The sequence below is a fragment of the Klebsiella sp. C349492 genome (assembly GCF_042055345.1).
GTDB lineage: Bacteria > Pseudomonadota > Gammaproteobacteria > Enterobacterales > Enterobacteriaceae > Klebsiella > Klebsiella scottii.
In genome coordinates this window covers 594,050-619,168 of sequence record NZ_JANQCE010000002.1, presented here as the reverse complement: position 1 = coordinate 619,168, position 25,119 = coordinate 594,050, and the positions used below count along the sequence as shown (strand labels likewise).

Genomic DNA, 25,119 nt, shown 5'->3' with positions numbered 1-25,119 from the left:
GCCGGGGCTACTGCTTCGGGTAGCCCGGATAAGCGATAGCGCCATCCGGGACAGACCGGGTTACTTACGCACTGCGCTGCAGCAGCATCGACTTGATATGGCCGATGGCGCGCGTCGGGTTCAGCCCCTTAGGACAAACACTGACGCAGTTCATAATGCTATGACAGCGGAATACGCTGAAAGCATCGCTCAACCCTTCCAGGCGGCTGTCGGTTTCGGTATCGCGGCTATCGATCAGGAAGCGATACGCCGCCAGTAAGCCTGCCGGGCCGACAAATTTGTCCGGGTTCCACCAGAAGGACGGGCAGGACGTTGAACAACATGCGCACAGAATACATTCGTACAGCCCGTCGAGTTTCTCACGCTGCTCTGGCATCTGCAGATGCTCACGAGCCGGAGGATTTTGCCCATTATTCAACAAGTAAGGCTTAATCTTCTCATATTGTGCATAGAATTGCCCCATGTCTACAACCAAATCGCGGATAACCGGTAAACCTGGCAGCGGACGGATAACAATTTTCTTACCCGGCTTATTCAGCGCGGAGATCGGCGTGATGCACGCCAGACCGTTTTTACCGTTCATGTTCAGACCGTCGGAGCCACAGACCCCTTCACGGCAGGAACGACGAAATGAGAGCGACGGGTCTTTTTCCTTCAGCTGCATCAGGGCGTCCAGCAGCATCATGTCGCGACCGTCTTCCGCTTCCAGGCTGTAATCCTGCATATGCGGAGCATCGTCAACGTCCGGGTTATAACGATAAATTGAAAACTCGAGTTTCATTTTCCTGTCTCCGCATTAATAAGTACGAATCTTCGGCGGGAATGCCGGGCGCAGCTTCGGTTCCATGTTGACGCTACGACGCGTCATGGCTTCCGACTCTGGCAGATACAGGGAATGGCACAGCCAGTTTTCATCGTCACGTTCCGGGAAGTCGAAGCGGCTATGCGCGCCACGGCTTTCGGTACGGAAGTTGGCAGAGACCGCCGTTGCGTATGCGGTTTCCATCAGGTTATCCAGCTCCAGGCACTCGACGCGCTGGGTGTTGAACTCGCTGGAGGTATCGTCAAGACGCGCATTTTTCAGACGCTCGCGGATCGCCTTCAGCTGCTCAAGCCCTTTCGCCATCGCATCGCCTTCGCGGAATACCGAGAAGTTGTGCTGCATACATTCCTGCAGCGCTTTGCGGATTTCGGCCGGGTCTTCGCCGTTACGGTTGCCGTTCCAACGGTTCAGGCGCGCCAGAGAAGCATCAACTTCTTCTTCCGTCGCGTCGCGAAGCTCGCCCTGCTCGGCGATAGATTCCTGCAGATGCACGCCGACCGCGCGGCCGAACACCACCAGGTCAAGCAGCGAGTTGCCGCCCAGACGGTTAGCGCCGTGGACCGATACGCAGGCAATTTCGCCGACGGCGAACAGCCCAGGGATAACGACATCTTCGCCCTGCTCGTTAACGGTCAGCGCCTGGCCGCTTACTCTGGTCGGAATACCGCCCATCATATAGTGGCAGGTTGGGATAACCGGAATCGGCTCTTTAACCGGGTCAACGTGCGCAAAGGTACGCGACAGTTCGAGGATACCCGGCAGGCGGGATTCGAGAACTTCTTTGCCCAGATGATCAAGCTTCAGCTTGGCGTGCGGGCCCCACGGACCATCGCAGCCGCGGCCTTCACGGATTTCGATCATGATGGAACGCGCCACCACGTCACGACCCGCCAGGTCTTTCGCATTTGGAGCATAGCGCTCCATGAAGCGTTCGCCGTGTTTATTCAGCAGATAGCCGCCTTCACCGCGGCAGCCTTCGGTGACCAGCACCCCGGCTCCGGCAATACCGGTCGGGTGGAACTGCCACATTTCCATATCCTGCACCGGAACGCCGGCGCGGATAGCCATCCCAACGCCGTCGCCGGTGTTGATGTGGGCGTTAGTGGTTGATTGATAAATACGACCTGCACCACCGGTAGCCAGCACGGTCGCACGGGCCTTGAAGTAGACCACTTCACCGGTTTCGATACACAGCGCGGTACAGCCAACGATCGCGCCGTCGGCGTTTTTCACCAGATCCAGCGCGTACCATTCGGAGAAGATAGTAGTGTGGTTTTTCAGGTTTTGCTGATACAGGGTATGCAGCAGGGCGTGGCCGGTACGGTCAGCCGCCGCCGCGGTACGTGCCGCCTGCTCGCCGCCGAAGTTTTTCGACTGGCCGCCAAACGGACGTTGATAAATGGTGCCATCTTCGAGACGCGAGAACGGCAGGCCCATATGATCCAGTTCGAGAATCGCTTCCGGACCGGTTTTGCACATATATTCAATGGCGTCCTGGTCACCAATATAGTCCGACCCTTTTACGGTGTCGTACATGTGCCATTCCCAGTTATCTTCATGGGTATTACCGAGCGCAACGGTGATGCCACCCTGCGCGGAAACGGTATGGGAACGAGTAGGGAACACTTTGGAGAGCAGCGCACAGGACTGGCCGCTCTGGGAAATTTGCAGCGCCGCGCGCATACCTGCGCCACCGGCACCAATCACAACAGCATCAAATTCTCTGACAGGCAATTTCATTACACACCCCACACCACAACAAATCCATAAAGAACGTAAGCCACCAGCGCAACAACGATAAGCAGTTGCAGAACCAGGCGCACAGCCAGTGGTTTAACGTAGTCCGTCAGTACCTGCCACATACCGATCCAGGCGTGGATCAGGATGGAGACGAGGGCCAACAGGGTGAAGACTTTAGTGAACGCGGAGGAGAAAAAACCCGTCCAGACTTCCCATGAAATTTCACCCGTGGTGGCAAAAAAGCCGACCATATAGATGATGTAGAGGGTCAGAACGATAGCGGTGGCACGAACCAGAATGAAGTCATGTACGCCGTTGCGTCCCAGTGCTGAGGCGTTGCTTACCATACGAGGACTCCTGCGAGAAGTGAAAGCACGACAGTAATAACAAAAGAAATCTTGGCGGAGCGTGTCCCTACTTCGAGGGTTTCTTCCAGGTAGCCAAAGTCCATCATCAGGTGGCGGATACCAACCACAGCGTGATAAGCCAATGCGGTCAGAATGCCCCACATAATGAATTTCACGAAGAAGCTATCCATAATGGATGCTGCAGTGAGGAAACCTTCGGGAGAGGAAAGACTGGTGCCCAGCAGCCAAAGCAGAATCCCGACCGCCACGAAGGTGATCACACCGGATACGCGATGGAGAATGGACGCTATCGCCGTGATTGGGAACCGGATCGTTTGCAGATCCAGATTGACAGGTCTTTGTTTTTTCACATTTCTTACCATGAATAACGCCCACATGCTGTTCTTATTGTTTCCTTCCTCCGGTCTGCTTGCGGGTCAGACAGCGTCCTTTCTATAACCTGTAGTCATGAATAACCCCCTTTCCAGGAGCGAAAACGTGACCAAACAACGCTGGGTGGCTCGGGATTGCAGGGTGTTCCGGAGACCTGGCGGCAGTATAGGCCGTTCACAAAATCATTACAATTAACCTACATATAGTTTGTCGGGTTTTGTCCCGAACAGTGATCAATATCACGATAACAACATTATTTTAAAATTTAATCACCTGATTTGACAAATATTAAACATTCTTGTTACAACCATCACCAGATAAATGCAATAATGCTCAAAAGTTATGGGGTCACTCTTTCACCTGAGAATAAGTTATGCAACAGTGTGACGGTATTGACCAATGTAATCAGGACGGTTATTAGTGGTATAACGATTTTCAAATTCGGGCTGCTAAAACGCTGATTTGCTGTTATTTCGTCGTAAACTGAAAACGTTCCATCAAGCGCCTTTGCTCTGTACCCTGCCAATTCCGCTGTCGCAGAGCTGTGTGCAACATAACAAACTGGTAACGTAATCAGGCACGAGCCGAAGGCAAATCCCCCCCGGCAGTCTTAAGCAATAAAGGCGCTAAGGAGACCATAAATGTCTGATGCAAAAGCAAAAATCACCCTAGGTGGTGATACTGCTATCGAACTGGATGTGCTAAAAGGCACGCTCGGCCAGGATGTTATTGATATTCGTAGTCTTGGTTCAAAAGGCGTATTTACCTTTGACCCTGGTTTCACTTCAACCGCATCGTGTGAATCTAAAATCACTTTTATCGACGGTGATGAAGGTATTCTGCTCCACCGTGGTTTCCCGATCGATCAGCTAGCGACCGAGTCCAACTACCTCGAAGTATGCTACATCCTGCTGAACGGTGAAAAGCCGGATCAGGCCCAGTACGAAGAGTTCAAAACCACCGTTACCCGCCACACCATGATCCACGAGCAGATTACCCGTCTGTTCCATGCGTTTCGTCGCGACTCGCATCCGATGGCGGTGATGTGCGGTATTACCGGCGCGCTGGCGGCGTTTTATCACGACTCCCTGGACGTTAATAATCCGCGCCACCGTGATATCGCAGCGTTCCGTCTGCTGTCCAAAATGCCGACAATGGCAGCCATGTGTTACAAATATTCAATCGGCCAGCCTTTTGTTTATCCGCGCAACGACCTCTCCTACGCGGGTAACTTCCTCAACATGATGTTCTCCACGCCGTGTGAAACCTATGAGGTAAATCCGGTACTGGAACGCGCAATGGACCGTATTCTGATCCTCCACGCTGACCACGAACAGAACGCCTCGACCTCAACCGTCCGTACCGCAGGCTCCTCAGGCGCGAACCCGTTCGCCTGTATCGCTGCGGGCATCGCCTCCCTGTGGGGACCTGCGCACGGCGGCGCAAACGAAGCGGCGCTGAAGATGCTGGAAGAGATCAGCTCCGTTGAACACATTCCGGAATTTGTTCGTCGCGCGAAAGATAAAAATGACTCTTTCCGCCTGATGGGCTTCGGCCACCGCGTGTACAAAAACTACGACCCGCGCGCCACCGTAATGCGTGAAACCTGCCATGAAGTGCTGAAAGAGCTGGGCACCAAAGACGATCTGCTGGAAGTGGCGATGGAGCTTGAGCATATTGCGCTCAACGACCCGTACTTCATCGAGAAGAAACTCTATCCGAACGTCGATTTCTACTCCGGTATCATCCTGAAAGCGATGGGTATTCCGTCCTCCATGTTTACCGTTATCTTCGCGATGGCGCGTACCGTAGGCTGGATTGCCCACTGGAACGAAATGCACAGCGACGGCATGAAAATTGCCCGTCCGCGTCAGCTGTACACCGGCTACGACAAACGCGATTTCAAGTGCGACATCAAGCACTAAGCCGAATACCGGCAACAAAAAACGCGCCTCAGGGCGCGTTTTTTTATGGCTGCGATATAGCCGCTATCTGAGCACCATTCAGGGCAGACGAAACGCCAGCTGAACGTCATTGAGGCTATCAAACGCCTGAGATGATTGCTGCTGCAGGCGCGGAAGATCGAGCTGATGCAGCAGTTGGGCAACGGGAGAGGACGAGCGGACCACCAGCACCGCGCTGGAAATCTCTTTGGCCAGCGCCTGCGCGGACGGATTATCCAGCGGACAAATGTTCAGCCCAACCTTATCCAGCGGAATCAGCGATGCTTGCTGATGCCAGACGCCGGTATCAATTTCGCCGAGAAAAACGGAGCGCGGCAGCAGGGTAAAATCCACCTCCACATACTCATAATCCGCCTCCGGGAACTGAGCTCGCGTCAGCCGCTGATGATCGCTGGAATGAAAATCGATGCCGACGCGCGGGCACCGGGCTAACGCCGCATCGGTTTTCTCCACCACCACCAGGCTACCCGGTCGATAGTAGCTTCCGTAGCCGACGTCAAAGAGTTCGAAACCCTGTCCGGCGGCATCCGCCATAAGCATTTGTGCGGAACCGGAAGAGAGCAGAACAATATCCACCGCATGGTGCTCAAAAGCAGCCAGGCGCGAACGCGCGCCGCGCAGGTAGCCGACGGTGGTGACCACTCCCCAGCATTCGGACTGCTGTACAAACGCGGAGGCCACCTGCGTCGCTTCGAGGGAGCCTCGCGGCGGCAGCAGGATATGCACCGGCGGCATGCGCGCGGCGTCCCAGAGCGTCGGGAAATCCCATGAGACGACAAAAGTCCCCTGGTGCCCGCGAGAGACGAGATTGACCGCGCCGTCTTTTTTCAGCTCCTGCAGCGCCTTTTGCACCGTACCAGAACCGATATCCAGCACCTCCTGAAACCAGGAGGTGGTCGGCAGACGGCCGGATAGCCCAAGCGAGATAATCGTGCGGGCAATAAATGCGACCGGAGAAAGCTGTTTCGCATCGTGCGCAATAACCGTCATTGTTTCCGTCAACTCTTACTGTTCCAGAAGCCGCAACGCCCGTTCGACGCTGTGGTTTTCATGCACCACGGCATTCAGCGCGCGAAGCACGCCGGCCGGCCGCTGCGCGCGGAAAATACGTCGTCCAAACATGACCCCTTTCGCCCCCGCCTGCATGGCATCGGCCGCCAACTGCAGCGTTGACTGCGGATCTTCGCCGCCCGCGCCTCCAGCCAGCAGCACCGGAGTATAGCAGGTGCTTGTTACCGCAGCAAAATCCTCCACCGAACCGGGCCAAAGCGCTTTCACCAGATCCGCGCCGATATCGGCGGCAATGCGGCAGTACATACTCATCACCCCGACACTAAGCGCGTCGGGATCGATGCCCTCCAGCGCCGAGCGGGGTTCGATAATCACCGCGATACCATATCGTTCACATTCGCGAACAATACGCGCGTTGCGCGCAATTTCCGCCTGTTCCAGCGCCGTATCCTTCTGACCGAGGTACATATAGGTCATCACTGCATCAATACCGCTGGCGGCCACCTCGCTAATTTCCGCTAGCTGCACCAGTACGCCTTCGCTACGGCCATCTTTTCCCGGCGTATAAATCGAACGCGCGTGGTTTTTCCAGTCGAGGTGCAGCACAAACCCCGGCCTGTCGCGCCCCATAAACGTCTTATCCACCAGCGGGATCATCCCCGGCGATACCATCACCCCATCCGCGCCGCGCAGCTGGGCAAATACGCTTTCAATATCCCCACGGGTTTTCAGCCCTGACGGTGGACCGGACATCACCCCGTGGGAGGCGGCCACTACCACCGCGTGCCCTGTTTCCGGGCGCAAAATACGACTTAAACGAACTGCCTTGCCGGTACGGGAATCCATCTTGCTCTCCTTCACAAAGTTGACTAAAAAAATAAAATGCAATTTGCAGCTTTCTGCAAATTGATCGTATATTAGCCACCAACACGATGTCAATGAATTATCCCTGAGCGCGTTCTCTCCGCCAGACCGCCAGGATGTTCTCTACAATTGTCAATGCAGGAGTCGGTATGCCGGACATTTCTCATCTCATTAGCGCCTTGAAAAATATATTGCCAGAACAGCAGGTACTGAGCGACCGCGAAACCCTTCAGGCCTCAAGCCACGATACCTGGCCACTGTCGACAAAGCTCAAGCGCTTAGGGTGCCATGATTACCAGGCGGACGTTGTGGTGAAGGTCACCGATGAGCAACAGATCCAGCAGGTGCTCGCGCTGGCGACGGCTAACGATACGCCGGTCACCCCTCGGGCCCTGGCTTCTTCGGTAACCGGACAGCCGCTACCCACGCGCGGCGGTATCGTTCTCGATCTCACCGGTATGACACATCAGCGTGCAATCAATACGACCAACCTGACCGTTGAGGTCTCCGCCGGATACAACGGCGGTCAGTTGGAAGATGAACTGCAGCAGATGGGCTGGACGCTGGGCCACTCGCCGCAATCGCTGTACCAGTCCAGCGTCGGTGGCTGGCTATCAACGCTGGCGACCGGCCAGTTCTCCTCTTACTACGGCGGGATTGAAGATCTCATCACCGCCTATACGGTTATCCTCGCAACGGGTGAAAAGGTGCGGCTGAAAGCCTCGCCGCGCGCGGCGATGGGGCCGGATCTACGCCAGCTATTTATCGGCGCCGAAGGAACGCTGGGCGTAGTAACCTCAGTGCAGCTCAAGATATTCCCGCTGCCGCAAACGCGTCTTTACGACACCCTGGAGCTGCCCTCCGTAGAAGCCGGACTGCAGATCATGCGCGAACAGGCGATGGCCGGGCTGCGCCCTTTCCTCCTCCGGCTGTACGATCCCACCGAAGCCCGCCACGCTATGCAAAATCCGGCTCAGGAAAAGCCGGTGATGTTTCTCGGCACTCAGGGCGTTGAGGCCGTTGCCCGTGCGGAAATGGACGCATTTATGACCCTTGTCCAGCGTCACGGCGGCAAATCGCTCGGTACTCAGGGCGTACTCCAGTGGATGGATCGCCGCTTCGACTTCTCAACGGTCGAAAAGCTGCTGGATTGCAGCGGCGGCTTTGCCGAAACCATCGAAGTCGCCCATACCTGGGATGGTATTGCCAGCCTGTATCACGACCTGAATCAAGCGCTGACGCCGCTGGCCGGCGAAGTTCTCTCGCATTTCTCCCACGTCTACCCGCAGGGGACCTCCATGTACATGATCCTTCTCGGACACGAAACCAACGACGCCGAGGCGGTAGACAAGCTTCGCACTATATGGCGGGAAGCGATGCGCGTCTGCCTGGCGCACAACGCCGAGCTCTCGCACCACCACGGCGGCGGACTGGTACGCTCACCCTATGCCCGAGAATCGCTTGGTTCGGCGCATATACTGCTGCGACGCGTCAAGCAGGCGCTCGATCCAAATGGCATTCTCAACCCTGGCAAACTGGGGCTATAACGCTTAATTGAGGGTCATCACCATGTGGTTTCTCGGCATTGATATTGGCACCACGCATATAAAAATTATCGGCATCGACGAAGAAGGTCAGCCGCTGGCGGTGAAGAAGTGCCGCACGCCCGTCCTCCAGCGCAACGGGCTGACCTTCCACGATGCGCAGTCGGTTTGGCAAACCGTGGCTGCGCTTATCATCGATTATTCCCGCAGCGAGGCCTGCGCCTGCGGCCCGCTGGCGGCGATATCCATCGGCACCTTCGGGCAGGAGGAGTCGGTGGCGGTCAATCGCTATGGTGACGTTATCTATCCATCGCTGGCGTGGTGGGAGAACTATCCTGTCACTGCGCTGCCCGACGACGTTCATCTCTGGCTGGATAGCCAGGAGCATTACGCTATTTCCGGGATGCGATCGCGCCCAAACCAGAGTCCGGAACGGCTGAGCTGGATACGCCAGCAGCATCCCGATCTCTGGAGGCAAACCGACCAGTGGGTAGATTTCGGCAGCTACACCATGTGGCGTCTAACCGGTGAATGGCGCTCCTGCACGTCGCAAATAACCCACTCGCAGTGCGTCGATTTACAATCGATGTACCTACATGAACCCACGCTGGATAAGCTCGGACTGCGCCCCGAAATTTTCCCGACTACGGTTAACACCGGCGAGCATTGCGGGGAGATCAGGCCTCAGGCTCTCCCCGGGGTGGCGCTGCATCCCGCGGCCTGCGTTTTTGCCGGCGGGCACGATCAAATTATTGCCGCCTGGGCTGTTCAGAGTCGCCAGCCCACTCACGTTTTCGATTCGATCGGCACCTCGGAATATCTGATGGTGCTGACGCCCCACTTCCCGGATACGCCCATCGCCTGGCAGCTTGGCGTGGATATCGAACGAACCTGGCAGCCGGGAGAATTTGTCATGGGCTGTGCGACTCCGTCGGGGAAAATCATTCAGACGCTGGCGGAACTGCTCTATCAGGGGGATTACGACCCGCTGTTTCGCGAGCTGCTCGAGGAGGCGCGCACGCCTGGCGTGTCGGTCTCGGTTAATGAAGACGAATCTCTGGGCCTGTTTTCACTGCACCATTTGCCTGCCGGTATTCAGCCGGCAAGCATCGTGCAGGCAACCTTGAACCATATCGCCGATCGCGCATTTCGACTGCTGACCATGATGTGCGAGATTGGCGCAATCCGCCCTCAGGATGCCGTGCTGATGGGCTCGCTATTCCAGCGCAAGGAGATGCTTGAGCACCGCAAACGCCGTTGGAAAATGCCGCTGTTCGTCAGCGAGCTCGCTGAACCGGTTGCCACGGGCGCCGCCATGATCGCTCGCGAAAGCTGGCTCATTACCACTCACCGGGAGAACCGCCTGTGAACGTGCTTATCGCCTCGCTGAATACGGCTATTGAACGTCTGCTGCTGGTCGACCAACAGCGTCCCGGAACGGTCCATCGCCTGCTGAACGATAAAACCCTGGCCGGCGGGAAAGGGGTAAACGTGGCGCGCGTTTTACGCCAACTTCAGCTACAGCTGGAAAACGCGCCGGAGCCCCTGCTGCTCGGTTTTCTTGGCGGCGCGACGGGTCGGCTATGCCGCGAGCTGCTGGCCGAGGAAGGGCTGGAGGGACGCTGGTGCGAGATTGCCGCGAGCACCCGCATCTGTGAGGTGGTGACGGAGCAAAAAGCACCGGACAAAGCCAGCGTCTACAACGCCGTTGGCCCGGCTATTCAGCCCGAGGAATACCGTCGTTTGTGGAGCATGCTGGCGACGGAGCTTCCTCGCGCCAGCGCCGTTGTCTGCACCGGTTCTCTGGCGCAGAACCTGACACCGGACGAGTACGGGCGCTGGATATCCCTGGCCCGCGAACATGGCGTCCTTTCGCTGCTCGATACTCACGGAGCAGCACTGCTGCAATCCGCCGCCGCGCTGCCCGACATCATCAAAATCAACCGCGATGAGCTGCGGCAGGCCAACGCAGAGACGGCGGACGACTTACCCAACCACTGGCTCGCACAGGGCGTGCGCTGCGTGATTATTACCGATGGACAGCAGCCAACCCAGGCGCTTACGCCGGACGGAAATTTTACAGTCGCCGCCCCCGCAGTGGCGACGCTCAGCGCGGTTGGCTCTGGCGATGCGTACTGCGCCGGGCTCATCGCCAGCCTGCTGGCCCGACCGCAGTCGGGCTGGGCGGCGCACCTGACGCTCGCGGCGGCCTGCGGCGCGGCCAATGCGGCCAGCTCAACGGCAGGCCTGGCCGCCGATGTCAGCCTTCATGTATTACAACAACGCTGCGCGGTACGCGCGGTACGCTCACCCGCTTAATAACGGAGTGTATTATGGTCAATCATGCCTCTATCTCAGCAAAAAACGCCTGGATGCGTAACGTTCTGTTGATCTCCATAGTGACCGCCGTCGGCGGGTTTCTGTTTGGTTTTGATAACGGCAGTATTTCCGGATCCGTAGGTTTTTTACAAAGTAAATTCACCCTTGATGCGAACGGTATCGGCTGGGTGACGTCGTCGATTATCGTGGGCTGTATCATCGGCGTAGCGCTGGCGGGACCGCTTTCCGATGCGGTAGGACGAAAAAAAGTTCTGCTGCTGACGGCGCTGATTTTTATTTTTGGCGTACTCGGTCAGGCCATAGCGACCTCGGCGGAGATGCTGGTGTGGTTTCGCATCCTCGTGGGGGTTGGTATTGGCGTGGAAACAACCATCGCGCCGCTCTACATCGCCGAGGTTTCTCCAGCGCACATTCGCGGTCGGCTGGTCTCGTTAAATCAGCTTTTTAACTGCGTGGGCAATCTGGCTATTTTTTCGATTGCGGCAATCATCGCCAGCAGCGCCAGCGAAGCGTGGAATATCGAATACGGCTGGCGGGTTATCTTCGCGACCGGCATCGCCCCGGCGGCGATCTTTCTGATCCTGCTGGCATGGGTGCCGGAAAGCCCACGCTGGCTGCTGCGCAAGGGGCATGATGCGAAAGGGCTCGATGTACTGCGGAAAATTAATCCGGATGAGGCAACGGCCAGGCAGCAGCTGGCGGCGATCAAATCCGCGTTACAAAACGAAAGCCAGTCCCGGCTGAGCGAGCTATTTACCCCGCGCCTGCGTAAAGCGCTGATCGTCGGCTTTTGCGTGGCGCTGTTTCAACAAATTACCGGGATTAACGCCATTTTTTACTACGCCCCGGAAATCTTTAAAACAGCGGGTGTGGATGTCAGCGGCGCGATGTCTTTTACCGTACTGATTGGCCTGACGCTGGTTATTTCGACCCTGCTCTCCATGTGGATCATTGATAGAGTCGGACGCCGTTCGCTGCTGATTTTCGGCTCTATCGGTATGACGATTGCGTTAACCTGTATTGGGATGCTGTTCCGCGCCAGCGAAGCGCACACCACCCTGCTACTGCTGAGTATTCTCGCCTATGTGGCTATTTTCGCCGTCTCTTATGGCACCGTGGCCTACGTCATCATCGCAGAAATATTCCCTATTCACATCCGCGGCGTGGCGGTTTCTATCGCAACGTTTGCCCTTTGGGGAGGCAACTTCTTCGTGTCGCGCTTTTTCCCGGTCCTCGTAGAAAATATCAGTGCGGCAGGTACATTCTTTATTTTTGCCGCAACATCGGCGGTCGCGCTAATTTTTGTCCTGACCATGGTTCCTGAAACTAAAGGCAAGACGCTGGAAGAAATAGAGCTCGAATTACACCGTAAATAGTCCTTAGCCCACGGCGGGAGCGTTTCACCGCCTGACACCCTGTACCGTATTTTACTTATATAAATAACACTATCCGGAGAACATTATGAGACCTGGAAAAATCCTACATCCGCAAATCGCCTCAGCGTTAGCCAGTTTAGGGCATGGCGACATTATATTAGTTACCGATGCCGGCGCGCCGATTCCCGCTAGCGCGAATCGCATCGATCTAGCCTTTTATTCCGGGAGCGTCAATCTTCTTGAAATTCTCGCCGTTCTGCGCAACGAAATTTTCATCGAAGAAGTTATTTTTGCCGATGAGGTCCCGGATAATAATCCAAAACTACTCACCCGTGTAACCGAGATATTTACCGGCAGCAGTGCGGACTTCACCTTGATTCCGCACAGAAATCTCGTTACCGATATTTATCCGCGGGCTAAAGTGACTATTCGTTCAGGTTCACTGATGCCCTGGGGAAACTTTGCGCTGGTCGCCAGCACCGATCCTGATGCCTGGTTCGATGACTCCATGAAAATCATCCCTGAATATATTGAACGCTCCCGGCGCATTATCGACAAGGCCGTACCCAAAATAAAAAAAATTTACTGATGGATGCCTGCACATGAATACAACACATCATATGAGTTATAAACTGTCCCTCATTGCCTCATTAGCGGGGTTGTTGTATGGTTTTGATTCCGCAGTTATCGCCGGGGCAATTTCTCATCTCAGTAAATATTTTTCACTCGATGCTATCGGTACCGGATGGGCGGTTTCTTCGGTCGTTTTAGGGTTTATGATAGGCGCGCTGAGCGGGCAGTTTATCAATAACTCTTTGGGGCGGAAAAAAGCATTACTGATCTCCGGGTTACTGGTTTTTTTAGCGGGGATATTCACCGCATTCCCCTATAACTTTACCCTGTTTATCCTGTTCAGAATCCTTGGTGGCGTCGGAGTGGGCCTGGGTTCGGCAACCGCCCCCGTGTATATCGGCGAAATATCGGCACAAGAAATACGCGGTAAAACGCTGGGTTTTTACCAGATGATGATCGCTTTCGGCATCCTGCTGGTCTATCTGGTAAATGCGCTGGTCGCCGCACAGGCGCCAGACCAGGCATGGGCGACCCAATATTCATGGCGCCTTATGTTAGGCGCGATGGCGCTTCCCGGCTGTTTGTTTATGATCCTTGTCTGCTTTTTGCCAGAATCCCCGCGTTGGCTAATGGGTAAAAACAGGGATGCCGAAGCAAATAAGATAATGAAATATATTAATGGCGAGGACTATGACTGTACCACTGCATTATCGGAAATTAAACGCTCATTTTCCGCTAGCGGGGCCGGTAGCTCAGGGGTAACCACCTCACTATTATCGAAAAAATACCGCCGGGTATCATTTACGATCCTCGCCATGGCGCTGCTGGCAAATCTTTGCGGCATTAACGCCGTCCTGTATTATGGCAACGTATTACTTGAAAATATTGGAATCGCGAACGAACGCACCGCCTATTATCAGCAAATTATTATCGGCAGCGCATTTTTTGCCGCTGCAGTATGGGCCGTATACCGGGTGGATAAATATGGTCGGCGTAAGCTCTTGATCGTGGGATCGTTTGTCTGCTTTGTATCGCTTATGCTGCTCGGAATTTTAATATGGATGGGCATCACCAGCATCTTTATGCTGGTTATTATGATTATCTATATTTTATTTTTTGGCGGAACCGTCGGACCTATTCTATGGATAATTATCCCGGAGCTATCACCAAACATTATTCGCGGTAAGCTGATGTCGTGGGCGACATTTTTAATCTGGAGCGGTAGCTTTATTGTCTCCCAGACCTTCCCGATGCTGATGGATAGCCGCGTGCTCAACGAGTGGTTCAACGGCAGTTTCCCTTTCCTGCTCTACGGATTGTGCTGCCTGCTATGGTTTTTACTCAATCTCTTCTGCGTAACGGAGACCAAAGATAAATCCCTTGAGCAAATCAGCGCCGAGATGAGCGCGGCCTGAATACGGCACGGCCAGCCCTCAAAAAACACGCTAACCCTGCCCGTCTACGCGCAGGGTTAGCAAGCGCTTTAAAGCTGGCAGCCGGGGCACCAGTAGAACGGTCGGGATGAGAGCATGGTTCTCTCGATAAGCGTGCCGCAGCGTTCGCAGGGCTCGCCGTCGCGGTGGAAAACCTTAAAACGAAACAGCGCCCCATGATGCAGATTGTCATCCACCTGGCCGCGGGTACTGTAGGATAAACGCGGGATCTCCAGCAGCGCCTGCGCCAGAGCATCAAGCTGCCCGTCCGTCAGCTCCGAGGCCTTGTGCCGCCCGGTCAACCCCACCTGCCAGAGGATTTCGACGCGCAGATAGTTGCCCAGCCCGGCGAGGAATGCCTGGTCCAGCAGCAGGCCGGAAAACTGACGCTGACGGAATTTTGCCGATAGCAGACGGGCCTTTACCTCTTCAGGCGTCAGGGTCATATCCAGCACGTCGGGGCCGACCCGGAGTAAGAAAGGGTGTACTGCCAACTGCGCCGGGGTCAATATTTCAATATCCGAAGCGCTGTAGAGCAGCACCGCCTTCTCCGCCGTCTGTAGCCTGACGCGCAAAATGCGGTTGGTCGACGGCTGCTCTCCTGCCGCCGCCACGCGCCACACGCCGTACAGCTGATTGTGGCTGTACAGCGTCAGCCCGCCGGAGAAATGCGTCAGCAGCGCTTTGCCGCGCGTCTCAATATGCGTCACCCGCTGGCCCACCAGCTCAGGCTGCCAGGGCTGCAGCTGCGGGAAGGCAAACCACACTTCGGTCAGGGGCTCGCCTTTAATCGCCAATTCCAGGCTGTCCGCCGCGCGGCGGATTTCCGGACCTTCCGGCATAATGTCGTCCTTCTGTTAGTGCGTCGCGCCGCCGGTAAGGCTGAGATCGTCGTCGTGGGTCAGAGCCACGGCAATCGCCGTTTCCAGCGCCGCTCGTATCGTTTCCAGCGCCATACTCGCCTCGCCGGGATGGGCCGCAGCCTGCTCCGGCAGATACGGAATATGAATAAAGCCGCCTTTTGCGCCAGCTTTACCCTGCAGCCGGTGCAGCAAACCGTACATCACGTGATTGCACACGAACGTCCCCGCCGTTTGTGATACCGATGCGGGAATGCCCTGCTGGCGCAGCGCGGCGACGATCGCTTTGATCGGCACGCTGCTAAACCAGGCGGTCGGACCGCCGGCCACGATCGGCAGATCGATCGGCTGCTGGCCCTTGTTATCCGGGATCCGCGCATCGTCGATGTTTATCGCCACGCGTTCAACGGTAATATCAGCCCGCCCTCCCGCCTGGCCAACGGCAAGGGTCAACGCGGGGTTGAGCTCATCCAGCGCGGCGTGAAGCACCGTCAGCGCCTCGTTAAAAACGCAGGGCAGCCGTCGCGCCACGACGCGCTCTCCGGCAATAATAGCGCCATCAAGTCGCTTTACCACTTCCCATGAAGGGTTAAGCGCTTCGCCGTCAAATGGCTCGAAACCGGTAATCAATACGCCAGCCATGCTCCCTTCTCCTCTCCCTGCATCGTCATCGTAGGTTGTCACTATCTGGCTACTCTTCCAACGCCGCGCTGACCTGAATGTTGCGTCCGGCAAACGCCGCGCGTAAACGGCGGGCAAACTCCAGCGCGTGCTCCCCGTCTCCGTGCAGACAAACGGTTTCAGCCATGACGTGCGCCCACTCGCCGGTCACGCTGCGCACCCGCTGGTGCTGCACCATCTCCAGCGTTTGCGCCAGCGCCTGCTCCTCGTCGGCAATCAACGCGCCGGGCTGTGAACGCGGCACCAGGCTGCCGTCGGCCAGATATCCCCGATCGGCGAAAACCTCCTGGCGGGTGGATAGCCGGTAATGCTGGCCTGCCCGAATCAGCTCGCTCCCCGCCAGCCCAATCAGCACCAGCCCGGGGTTAAAATCGCGAACGGCTCTGGCAATCGCATCCGCCAGCGGTGCCTCTTTTGCCGCCTGGTTGTACAGCATCCCGTGCGGCTTGACGTGCTGCAGATCGACGCCCTCGGCGCGGGCAATCGCGGCCAGGGCGCCAATCTGGTACAGCGTCTGGACGTAAACCGTCTCCGGCGGTAGCTGCATCGCGGTACGGCCAAAGTTTTGTCGGTCCGGATAACCCGGATGCGCGCCAATCGCAACGCCGTTTTTTAGCGCCTCGCGCACGCACTGATGCATCAGCAGCGCATCGCCGGCGTGAAAGCCGCAGGCGATATTGGCGGAAGAGATCAGCTGCAAAAGAGCGCTATCGTTGGCGCAGCCTTCGCCAAGATCGGCATTAAGGTCAATCTTCATCGTTAAGCCTCCACGCCAGCTGGTCCAGGTAACGCTGGCGGTCGGCGCGCGCTTTCAGCGCCTCCTCCAGCGAACAGGAAACAAAGTGAATCGGCTGACCCAACTGAATTTGCGCCAGCTGGTACATATCCGCCTCAATGATGCTCGCGATACGCGGATAGCCGCCGGTGGTTTGCGCATCGTTCATCAGCACAATCGGCTGGCCGCTATGCGGCACCTGCACCACGCCGGGCAGCAGGCCGTGAGAGAGCATTTCGCGATCGGTCGTGCGCGTAAGCGGCTGTCCCTGCAGGCGGTAGCCCATCCGGTTGCTCTGCGCGCTCAGCTGCCACGGCGAACGCCAGAAAGAGGCCTGCGAGGTACTGTCGAACTCATGATATTCCGGCCCGGGCAGCGCGCGAATGCGGTTGCCGATGGGCAGCTGTTTGACGCCCTGCGGGCCGCTGAAATGGCGGGACGGCTTGCCCGACGTCAGCCGATCGCCGTCCTTCAGGCGCCGCCCCTCCAGCCCGCCGATCCCGACCTTCAGGTCCGTGCTGCGAGAACCGAGCACCAGCGGCACGTCGATGCCCCCGGCCACCGCCAGATAGCTGCGGATGCCGTGCTGAGGGTTCTTTAGCACCAGATGCTGGCCGGCTTGCGCCGCCGTCCGCCAGCCGATCCAAACCGGCCTGCCGCCCACCGTCGCCTCACAGGCGGCGCCGGTCAGCGCAAACCAGCAGTCCTGTTCAAACTCAATATCCACCTGCCCAAGAGTGATCTCCAGAGCGGCCGCGTTGGCGTCATTCCCCACCAGCAGGTTAGCGATCGTCAGCGCCGGCTTATCCAGCGCGCCGCAGCGGCTGATGGCCGACCGACGCTGCCCTTCCCGGCCGCCATCCTGCACCGAGGTGTACATCCCTGCGCGAATCATCTTCAACATAGGCCCTCCTTTTGCGGCACGAAGCGTACTCTGTCCCCAGACCGCAGCAGCGCCGGCTCCTTGCGCTGCGCATCAAATAGCGCCAGCGGCGTCCGCCCCAGCAGCTGCCAGCCGCCGGGCGTCGCCAGCGGATAGATGCCGGTTTGCGCGCCGCCGATACCGACTGAACCCGCCGCGACCTGCAGACGCGGCTCCGCGCGGCGCGGCATTGCCAGCCGTTCCGGCAGGCCGCCGAGATAGGGAAAACCCGGCTGGAAGCCGAGGAACCACACCACATACTCCACCGACGAGTGCAGCTCGACCACCTGCTTCTCCGTCAGCCCGCAGTGGCGCGCCACCTCGGCGAGGTCAGGCCCCGCGTCTCCGCCGTAGATAACCGGGATCGCAATCTCCCGCGACTCAGGCTCAAGGGCTTCGCTCTCTTCCCACCAGCGCTGCAAACGTTCAATCGCATCCCACGCCATGAGCTGCGGGTGGCGCAGCACCACGGTGATATTATTCATGCCCGGTATAACGTCCACCGCATCTTCATGATCCACCAGCCGCTGGGCCAGGCGCCAGATGCGCTTTTGACTTTCCAGCGTAACCGGGGGCTCCAGCTCCAGAACTACCGCCGTTTCGCCTAGCAGATAACAACGCGCTCGCTGCACTTTTCTCTCTCCCTTCAGGCCGGGTTAGGGATATCAATAAACGTGACGTCCAGATCGGTATTTTCCGTCAGCCATTCGCTAAGGGCGCGAATGCCGCCGCGCTCGGTTGCATGGTGCCCGGCGGCATAAAAATGCAGCGACTGCTCGCGCGCCGAGTGAATGGTTTGTTCCGAAACTTCGCCGGTAATAAAGGCATCGACGCCAAAGCGCGCCGCGCTGTCGATAAAGCCCTGACCGCCGCCGGTGCACCACGCCACCCGCGAGACTTTTTCCGGCCCGGTATCGCCACACCACAGCGGTTTACGTCCCAGACGCGCTTCAACCCACGAGGCCAGCTCCAGGCCGGAGACCGGCATCGACAGTTCGCCCCACGGCACCAGGGGCTCAATCTCCCCCATAATGGTGATACCCAGCAGCTGGGCCAGCTGCGCGTTATTGCCCAGTTCAGGATGAGCATCCAGCGGCAGGTGCCAGCCGTAGAGGTTGATATCGTTGGCCAGCAGGGTTTTCAGGCGCTGGCGCTTTATGCCGCGGATAGCCGGCGCCTCTCCCTTCCAGAAATAGCCATGATGGACAATCACCGCATCCGCCTGCAGGCGCACGGCCTCATCCAGCAGCGCCTGGCTGGCGGTCACGCCGGTGACAATTTTTTGCACCGTCTCGCGTCCTTCCACCTGCAGGCCGTTCGGCGCATAGTCGCTGAACGTCGCGCTGTTAAGCTTTTCGTTAATGAGTTGTTCCAGTTCGCTATTTTTCATTGCCGCTCCATCAGGTCGTCAGGTTATCTGCGAAGATAACATAACGATAACCGCGCTGACCGTCGATAGCACGCTCGCGACGCCCTCTATTTTGACTTTTAGCTTAAAGCCGCAATTTGTCTACCCTCCCCATCGCGCATTCGTGTATATTTATGCACCATTACAGCATATTAAATAATCAGAAAGCCTTTAAGACCATGAATTCCACTACTAAAGCGCTATTCATGCAGGAAGATCGACTTTCGCTTTACGGCAGGAACTGAGCGTTACATGAATACACAATCATCGCAGCCACGCGCCATCTACTACGTCGTCGCGCTGCAAATCTGGGAATATTTCAGTTTTTACGGTATGCGGGCGCTGCTGATTTTGTATCTCACCAATCAGCTTAAGTATGATGATAACCACGCCTACGCCCTCTTCAGCGCCTACTGTTCCCTGGTTTACGTTACGCCGATCCTCGGCGGTTTTCTGGCTGATAAGCTGTTAGGCAACCGCATGGCGGTGATGATCGGCGCGCTGCTGATGGCTATTGGCCACCTGGTGCTCGGCGCCAGCGAAATCGCCCCCACCTTCCTCTACCTGTCGCTGGCCATTATCGTTTGCGGCTACGGACTGTTTAAGTCCAACGTCAGCTGCCTGCTCGGCGAGCTATACGAGCCGACCGATCCGCGTCGCGACGGCGGTTTCTCGCTGATGTACGCCGCGGGCAACATCGGCTCCATTATCGCGCCTATCGCCTGCGGATACGTGCAGGAAGAGTACAGCTGGGCGATGGGCTTCGCGCTGGCGGCCATCGGCATGATCGCCGGGCTGGTGATTTTCCTCTGCGGCAGCCGTCATTTTCGCCATACCTCCGGCGTCAACCGTCAGGCGCTGCGCGCCCGCCGCTTTATGCTGCCGAACTGGGGCTGGCTGCTGGTGCTGCTGGTGGCCGCCCCGCTGCTGATTACCGTGCTGTTCTGGCAGGAGTGGTCGGTCTATGCGCTGATTGTCGCCACCGTCATTGGCCTGGCGGTGCTGGCAAGAATCTATCTGCGGGCGGAAACCGCCAAACAGCGCCGGGATCTGCGGCTGATTATCATCCTGACCGGCTTCAGCCTGCTGTTCTGGGCCTTTGCCCAGCAGGGCGGCAGCTCCATCAGCCTGTACATCGACCGCTTCGTTAACCGCCATGTTATGCGCTACGAAGTCCCGACCGCGATGTTCCAGTCGGTGAACGCCTTTGCGGTGATGCTCTGCGGGATGGTTCTGGCGTGGCTGGTCAAAGAGAATATCAGCGGCAACCGCACCGTGCGCATCTGGGGCAAATTTGCGCTGGGCCTTGGCCTGATGAGCGCCGGTTTTTGTATCCTGACGCTGAGCGCCCGCTGGTCGGCAACCTACGGCCACTCCTCAATGCCGCTGATGGTGCTCGGGCTGGCGGTCATGGGCTTTGCCGAGCTATTTATCGATCCGGTGGCGATGTCGCAGATTACGCGGATTGAAATACCCGGCGTCACCGGCGTGCTGACCGGCATCTACATGCTGCTCTCCGGCGCCATCGCCAACTATCTGGCGGGGGTTATCGCCGACCAGACGTCGCAGGGTTCGTTCGATTCAGCCGGGGCGGCGCACTACGCGATTGAGGCCTACATCGACGTGTTCAGCCAGATTACCTGGGGCTCGCTGGCCTGCGTCGGCCTGGTGCTGGCAATCTGGCTCTATCACTCGCTGCGGGTCAGGACCCGCCGCCTGGCGCTGGAGTAGCGCCTTTGCTGGCGGCCTCCCAGGCGGCCAGCGTCTCCAGCCGCGCCTGCTTGTGATCGACCCGCGGGCGCGGATACGCCAGGGTTACGCCCTGCTTATCGGCCCAGACCCACGGCTGGTGCAGGGCCTTTTCCGGCACCGCTGCCAGCTCCGGCAGCCATTGGCGAATAAACTTTCCCGCTTTATCGAACTTCTCGCCCTGGGTCGTGGGGTTGAAGATGCGGAAATAGGGCGCCGCATCGGTCCCGGTAGACGCCGCCCATTGCCAGCCGCCGTTATTGGCGGCTAAATCGCCGTCGATCAGCTGGCTGATGAAATAGCGCTCGCCGGCGCGCCAGTCGACGCGCAGATCCTTCACCAGAAAGCTGGCAACAATCATCCGCAGTCGGTTGTGCATCCAGCCCGTTGCGTTGAGCTGACGCATAGCGGCATCGACAATCGGAAAGCCGGTGCGCCCCTCCTGCCATGCCTCCAGCCCCGGCTCATCGTCGAGCCACGCCACCCTGTCGGTCCAGGCGATAAACGGCCGCCCCTTGCACAGCGCCGGGTAGTAAACCATCAGGTGGCGATAGAACTCGCGCCAGATAAGCTCGTTGAGCCATACCGCCCCGCCCTCGCCGTCCAGCGCGCCGGGCTGCTCCGCCAGCAGACGATGCAGGCACTGGCGCGGCGAGAGCGCGCCAATCGCCAGGCACGGCGAAAGCCGGCTGGTGCCCTCCAGCGCCGGAAAGTCGCGCTGCTGGTCATAATCGGCGGCCTTCTGCTGGCAAAAAGCGCGCAGGCTGGCGATGGCCGCTTTTTCATCGCCGGCAAACAGCAGCGGGTCGAACGCCGTCTGCGGGTAGTCAATCTCCGGCAGGGCAGCCGGCGTCAGCGGCCCGTTTTTACGCACCTTCGGCGCCGCCACGCACTCCGGCAGCATCTCGCGCAGACGGCGGATAAAGGCATTTTTGAACGGCGTGAACACCTTATACATTTCACGACTGCCGGTCAGCACGCTGCCAGGCGCCAGCAGCAGGCTGTCGTCAAATCCCTGGCACACCACGCGGCCCAGCGTTTTCTCCACCGCCGCGTCGCGCTGGCGCTCATTGATTTCATACTGATAGTTGTAAAACAGATGGCTGACCTGCTGCTCCTCGCAGAACCTGGCCAGCAGCGCGACGCTGGCGGCAAAATCGGTCGCCTGCGCCACCTGCAGCGCGATACCGCGCTCGGCCAGCGCGACCTGCAGGCTGCGCAAATGGCTGACCATAAACGCCGCCTGACGCGGCGCCATCCCGTGCTGACGCCACTGTTCGGGCGTCGCGATAAATAGCGCCAGAACGTTGGCGTCGGGATCGCGGCAGGCCGCAGCCAGCGCCAGATTATCGTGAATGCGCAGATCCGCGCGAAACCAGACCAGATGGGTGGCCATAAAACTCCTGCTCTTAATAGCGTCTCGTTAGTCCTGCAACTCAGGCCAGGGGTTGAAATAGCGCTGGCCGGCGAGCCAGGGATCGGGAAATTCGCTCATATAGTGTTGGAGGAGGCTCACCGGCGCAAGCAGCGGCTGCTGGCCGCGGCGATATTCGTCAATCAGCGACGTCAGCTCCTGCTTCTGCTGTGCAGTCAAATGTTCGCGGAAGTAGCCCTGAACGTGCATCAGCACGTTGGTGTGATTGGCGCGAGTGGACGGATGGGCCAGCAGCTTCACCAGCCGCTCGCGATAGGCAACAAAAAACTCCTCCAGCGACGGCCAGCGGGCGATCTCCGCCACGAAGGGACCAATCTGGCGGTATTCAGGCTGTGAATGGGCCAGCAGCAACAGCTTATAGCGGCTGTGAAAATCCATCAGCCGGCCCCGGGTCAGCCCATCGCGGCGCAGATTATCCAGCTCGCGCAGGGTGTAAAGACGGGTTTTGTCATCATCCTCTAGCCAGTTATCGTTCATGACGGCTCCTTTATCGTTAAAGAGCTATCAGTGTAAGCCACAACGGGCGAAAAAAAACCGCCGGAAAACCGGCGGTTGCTTTGTCAGTCGACGGGATGGCGATCAGTAAAAATCAGCGGCGGCCTTTTCGGCCTGCGCCATCCATACCGGCTGTTCGCTGGTCTTCGCCCATACGCGGTGCAGCCAGCTGTAATAGCGGGCTCTGTCTTTCCAGAACAGCATCACCGGAAATGCCGCAACGCCGGCCACGACGGCGAAAGCGCGACGTAAGAAGACTACGTGAGCAGGATAAGTTTTGTATAACGCCATAATTTCTCTCCCTTATGTCAGGCCGGCAATTAACGCCGGTAAATTATCAATGTCTCTCTGCGCAAAATAATAGCGCTTTGGTTGTAATTTTACTACTCATCCGACCACTAAAAGCGGCTTATTTAGCCTTTATTTACATTCATCCGGTAATTGAGTTACAGAAAAGTTAAATTAATACTAACCATTAGTTAAATAATGGTCTTTGGCATTTTTATACTTTTTTTACACCGCCCCCGCCGATTTTTGCAAAATCTTTGCGCCGTAATTCCTATCCTGCGGGTAAATCGTAAATACACCCGGAGGTGGATTGTGAGTGCAGGCGTAATCGCTGGCGTGGCGCTGGTGTTCCTGTTGCTGGCTTATTTGGTTTATGCCCTGATCAACGCGGAGGCATTCTGATGGCCGCTCAAGGATTTTTACTTATCGCCAGCTTTATTGGGCTGGTGATGGTTCTGGCCCGCCCGCTGGGAACGGTGCTTGCCAGAATGATCGCCGATACCCCGCTGCCCGGCCTGGCCGGGATCGAACGCGGGATCTGGCGCGTCGCAGGTATTCGTTCACAGGAGATGAACTGGTATCAGTATCTCTTCGCCATTCTGCTGTTTAACGCCCTCGGGATGGCGGCGCTGTTTACGCTGCTGATGCTGCAGGGATCGCTGCCGCTTAACCCTCAGCATCTGCCCGGCCTCTCCTGGGACCTGGCGCTGAACACGGCGGTTAGCTTTGTCAGTAACACCAACTGGCAGGCCTACGCCGGTGAAACCACCATGAGCTATCTCAGCCAGATGGTGGGCCTGGCGGTGCAGAACTTCCTCTCAGCGGCAACCGGTATCGCGGTGATCTTCGCCTTCACCCGCGCCTGGTCACGCCAGCAGGTGAACACCCTCGGCAACGCCTGGGTCGACCTCACCCGCATCACGCTCTGGCTGCTGCTGCCGATCTCGCTGCTGCTCGCCCTGTTCTTTATTCAGCAGGGCGTGCCGCAAAATCTGCTGCCGTACCAGGCTTTCACCTCCCTGGAAGGCGTACGCCAGACGCTGCCGATGGGGCCGGTGGCGTCGCAGGAAGCCATTAAAATGCTGGGGACTAACGGCGGCGGATTCTTTAACGCCAACTCGGCGCATCCGTTCGAAAACCCGACGGCGCTAAGCAATATGGTGCAGATGCTGGCGATCTTCCTGATCCCGGCGGCGCTGTGCTTTGCCTTCGGTGAAGCGGTGGGCGATCGCCGTCAGGGCCGGGCAATTTTGTGGGCCATGACGCTTATCTTCATCGTCTGCGCGGCGGTAGTGATGTGGGCGGAAACCCACGGCAACCCGCATCTGCTGGCGCTTGGCGCCGATAGCAGCGCGAATATGGAAGGCAAAGAGAGCCGCTTTGGCATTTTAGCCAGCAGCCTGTTTGCGGTGGTGACCACCGCCGCCTCCTGCGGCGCGGTGAACGCCATGCATGACTCCTTTACCGCTCTGGGCGGCATGGTGCCGATGTGGCTGATGCAGATCGGCGAGGTGGTCTTCGGCGGCGTCGGATCGGGGCTGTACGGCATGCTGCTGTTCGTCATGCTGGCGGTGTTTATCGCCGGACTGATGATCGGCCGGACGCCGGAGTATCTGGGTAAAAAGATCGACGTGCGCGAGATGAAAATGATCGCCCTGGCGATCCTCGTTACCCCGACCCTGGTTCTGCTCGGCACCGCGCTGGCGATGATGACCGATGCCGGACGGGCAGCGATGTTTAACCCCGGTCCGCACGGCTTTAGCGAAGTGCTGTACGCCGTCACTTCGGCGGCCAATAACAACGGCAGCGCCTTCGGCGGCCTGAGCGCGGCCACCCCGTTCTGGAACCTGCTGCTGGCGTTCTGCATGCTGGTCGGTCGTTTCGCGGTCATCGTTCCGGTGATGGCGATTGCCGGCTCGCTGGTAGGCAAGAAAATTCAGCCCGCCAGCACCGGCACGCTCGCCACCCATGACGTGCTGTTTATCGGCCTGCTGATCGGGACCGTGCTGCTGGTTGGCGCCCTGACCTTTATCCCCGCGCTGGCGCTCGGCCCGCTGGCGGAACACTTCTCCTTACTTTAAGCGATGCGGAGCAACCT

24 protein-coding genes and 1 pseudogene are annotated in these 25,119 nt (G+C 57.9%); 10 read left to right on the top strand and 15 right to left on the bottom strand.

Annotation, left to right across the window (positions count from 1 at the left end):
• Window positions 1-64: 64 nt before the first annotated feature.
• The 4 genes from sdhB to sdhC are packed head-to-tail and all read right to left on the bottom strand — an operon-like array spanning window position 65 to window position 3,308.
• Window positions 65-781, bottom strand: coding sequence for a succinate dehydrogenase iron-sulfur subunit SdhB (sdhB, locus tag NWP14_RS10580; protein ID WP_095095154.1), 717 nt, complete (start codon window positions 779-781; stop codon window positions 65-67).
• Between the two features lie 15 nt (window positions 782-796).
• Window positions 797-2,563: a succinate dehydrogenase flavoprotein subunit gene (gene sdhA / locus NWP14_RS10575; RefSeq protein ID WP_095095151.1), complete on the bottom strand. Its 1,767-nt coding sequence runs from the start codon at window positions 2,561-2,563 to the stop codon at window positions 797-799.
• The gene (sdhD, locus tag NWP14_RS10570) at window positions 2,563-2,910 is read right to left on the bottom strand and encodes a succinate dehydrogenase membrane anchor subunit (RefSeq protein ID WP_041144632.1); all 348 of its coding nucleotides are present in this window, start codon (window positions 2,908-2,910) and stop codon (window positions 2,563-2,565) included. Before sdhD ends, sdhA begins: the two co-directional genes overlap by 1 nt.
• On the bottom strand, window positions 2,904-3,308 hold the full coding sequence (gene sdhC / locus NWP14_RS10565; protein WP_045854497.1) for a succinate dehydrogenase cytochrome b556 subunit: 405 nt from the start codon (window positions 3,306-3,308) through the stop codon (window positions 2,904-2,906). Before sdhC ends, sdhD begins: the two co-directional genes overlap by 7 nt.
• Before the next feature lie 636 nt (window positions 3,309-3,944).
• Between sdhC and gltA the strand changes: the two genes are divergently transcribed.
• Window positions 3,945-5,228 (top strand): citrate synthase, encoded by a 1,284-nt coding sequence (gene gltA / locus NWP14_RS10560; RefSeq protein ID WP_095095145.1) that lies wholly within the window; start codon window positions 3,945-3,947, stop codon window positions 5,226-5,228.
• Window positions 5,229-5,306: 78 nt separating this feature from the next.
• On the opposite strand, the gene NWP14_RS10555 is transcribed toward gltA, so the two are convergent.
• Both NWP14_RS10555 and NWP14_RS10550 read right to left on the bottom strand, forming a co-directional pair.
• Window positions 5,307-6,257: a YhfZ family protein gene (locus NWP14_RS10555; RefSeq protein WP_375215294.1), complete on the bottom strand. Its 951-nt coding sequence runs from the start codon at window positions 6,255-6,257 to the stop codon at window positions 5,307-5,309.
• 15 nt (window positions 6,258-6,272) lie between these two features.
• Window positions 6,273-7,124 (bottom strand): class I fructose-bisphosphate aldolase, encoded by an 852-nt coding sequence (locus NWP14_RS10550; protein ID WP_375215293.1) that lies wholly within the window; start codon window positions 7,122-7,124, stop codon window positions 6,273-6,275.
• A gap of 167 nt (window positions 7,125-7,291) precedes the next feature.
• Between NWP14_RS10550 and NWP14_RS10545 the strand changes: the two genes are divergently transcribed.
• The 6 genes from NWP14_RS10545 to NWP14_RS10520 all read left to right on the top strand — a co-directional run bounded on the left by NWP14_RS10545 (window position 7,292) and on the right by NWP14_RS10520 (window position 14,390).
• On the top strand, window positions 7,292-8,689 hold the full coding sequence (locus NWP14_RS10545) for an FAD-binding oxidoreductase (protein ID WP_375215292.1): 1,398 nt from the start codon (window positions 7,292-7,294) through the stop codon (window positions 8,687-8,689).
• A gap of 22 nt (window positions 8,690-8,711) precedes the next feature.
• Window positions 8,712-10,055 (top strand): L-fuculokinase, encoded by a 1,344-nt coding sequence (locus tag NWP14_RS10540; protein ID WP_375215291.1) that lies wholly within the window; start codon window positions 8,712-8,714, stop codon window positions 10,053-10,055.
• Window positions 10,052-11,005 carry a PfkB family carbohydrate kinase gene (locus tag NWP14_RS10535; protein WP_346431874.1) on the top strand — a complete coding sequence of 318 codons (954 nt, stop codon included), beginning with the start codon at window positions 10,052-10,054 and terminating at the stop codon, window positions 11,003-11,005. The genes NWP14_RS10540 and NWP14_RS10535 overlap by 4 nt, the downstream gene beginning before the upstream one ends.
• A gap of 14 nt (window positions 11,006-11,019) precedes the next feature.
• Window positions 11,020-12,402 (top strand): sugar porter family MFS transporter, encoded by a 1,383-nt coding sequence (locus tag NWP14_RS10530; RefSeq protein WP_346431875.1) that lies wholly within the window; start codon window positions 11,020-11,022, stop codon window positions 12,400-12,402.
• 85 nt (window positions 12,403-12,487) lie between these two features.
• On the top strand, window positions 12,488-12,991 hold the full coding sequence (locus NWP14_RS10525) for an RbsD/FucU domain-containing protein (protein WP_375215290.1): 504 nt from the start codon (window positions 12,488-12,490) through the stop codon (window positions 12,989-12,991).
• A gap of 13 nt (window positions 12,992-13,004) precedes the next feature.
• The gene (locus NWP14_RS10520; RefSeq protein WP_331850545.1) at window positions 13,005-14,390 is read left to right on the top strand and encodes a sugar porter family MFS transporter; all 1,386 of its coding nucleotides are present in this window, start codon (window positions 13,005-13,007) and stop codon (window positions 14,388-14,390) included.
• Window positions 14,391-14,458: 68 nt separating this feature from the next.
• Here NWP14_RS10520 and nei read toward each other — a convergent pair whose 3' ends face one another.
• Genes nei through NWP14_RS10490 form a run of 6 tightly spaced genes read right to left on the bottom strand, consistent with a single transcriptional unit; the run spans window position 14,459 to window position 19,036 of the window.
• Window positions 14,459-15,250, bottom strand: a complete 792-nt coding sequence (gene nei / locus NWP14_RS10515; RefSeq protein ID WP_331850546.1) for an endonuclease VIII — start codon at window positions 15,248-15,250, stop codon at window positions 14,459-14,461.
• 15 nt (window positions 15,251-15,265) lie between these two features.
• Complete coding sequence (pcp, locus tag NWP14_RS10510) at window positions 15,266-15,910, bottom strand: pyroglutamyl-peptidase I (protein WP_346431878.1); 645 nt, start codon at window positions 15,908-15,910, stop codon at window positions 15,266-15,268.
• 49 nt (window positions 15,911-15,959) lie between these two features.
• Window positions 15,960-16,706 carry a 5-oxoprolinase subunit PxpA gene (pxpA, locus tag NWP14_RS10505; RefSeq protein ID WP_375215289.1) on the bottom strand — a complete coding sequence of 249 codons (747 nt, stop codon included), beginning with the start codon at window positions 16,704-16,706 and terminating at the stop codon, window positions 15,960-15,962.
• Complete coding sequence (pxpC, locus tag NWP14_RS10500) at window positions 16,696-17,628, bottom strand: 5-oxoprolinase subunit PxpC (protein ID WP_375215288.1); 933 nt, start codon at window positions 17,626-17,628, stop codon at window positions 16,696-16,698. Before pxpC ends, pxpA begins: the two co-directional genes overlap by 11 nt.
• Entirely contained in the window at window positions 17,622-18,278 is a 657-nt protein-coding gene (gene pxpB, locus NWP14_RS10495; RefSeq protein WP_331850549.1) for a 5-oxoprolinase subunit PxpB, read from the bottom strand. The genes pxpC and pxpB overlap by 7 nt, the downstream gene beginning before the upstream one ends.
• A gap of 14 nt (window positions 18,279-18,292) precedes the next feature.
• Window positions 18,293-19,036 carry a type 2 GTP cyclohydrolase I gene (locus tag NWP14_RS10490; RefSeq protein WP_095095125.1) on the bottom strand — a complete coding sequence of 248 codons (744 nt, stop codon included), beginning with the start codon at window positions 19,034-19,036 and terminating at the stop codon, window positions 18,293-18,295.
• 270 nt (window positions 19,037-19,306) lie between these two features.
• Here NWP14_RS10490 and dtpD point away from each other — a divergent pair, with 270 nt between their 5' ends.
• Window positions 19,307-20,785 (top strand): dipeptide permease DtpD, encoded by a 1,479-nt coding sequence (dtpD, locus tag NWP14_RS10485; RefSeq protein ID WP_375215287.1) that lies wholly within the window; start codon window positions 19,307-19,309, stop codon window positions 20,783-20,785.
• On the opposite strand, the gene phrB is transcribed toward dtpD, so the two are convergent.
• The 3 genes and pseudogenes from phrB to NWP14_RS10470 all read right to left on the bottom strand — a co-directional run bounded on the left by phrB (window position 20,757) and on the right by NWP14_RS10470 (window position 23,024).
• Complete coding sequence (phrB, locus tag NWP14_RS10480) at window positions 20,757-22,199, bottom strand: deoxyribodipyrimidine photo-lyase (protein ID WP_375215286.1); 1,443 nt, start codon at window positions 22,197-22,199, stop codon at window positions 20,757-20,759. The two genes, dtpD and phrB, sit on opposite strands and share 29 nt — an antisense overlap.
• 27 nt (window positions 22,200-22,226) lie before the next feature.
• Window positions 22,227-22,715, bottom strand: a pseudogene (locus tag NWP14_RS10475) (YbgA family protein); the annotation flags it as partial.
• A 102-nt stretch (window positions 22,716-22,817) separates the two neighbouring features.
• A complete protein-coding gene (locus NWP14_RS10470) occupies window positions 22,818-23,024 on the bottom strand; it encodes a DUF2517 family protein (RefSeq protein WP_095095114.1) in 207 nt (68 codons plus the stop codon).
• A gap of 309 nt (window positions 23,025-23,333) precedes the next feature.
• On the opposite strand from NWP14_RS10470, the gene kdpF reads away from it, so the two are divergent.
• Together kdpF and kdpA are read left to right on the top strand one after the other, a co-directional pair.
• The gene (gene kdpF / locus NWP14_RS10465; protein WP_015584874.1) at window positions 23,334-23,423 is read left to right on the top strand and encodes a K(+)-transporting ATPase subunit F; all 90 of its coding nucleotides are present in this window, start codon (window positions 23,334-23,336) and stop codon (window positions 23,421-23,423) included.
• On the top strand, window positions 23,423-25,102 hold the full coding sequence (gene kdpA, locus NWP14_RS10460) for a potassium-transporting ATPase subunit KdpA (RefSeq protein ID WP_375215285.1): 1,680 nt from the start codon (window positions 23,423-23,425) through the stop codon (window positions 25,100-25,102). The genes kdpF and kdpA overlap by 1 nt, the downstream gene beginning before the upstream one ends.
• The last annotated feature ends 17 nt before the right edge of the window (window positions 25,103-25,119 follow it).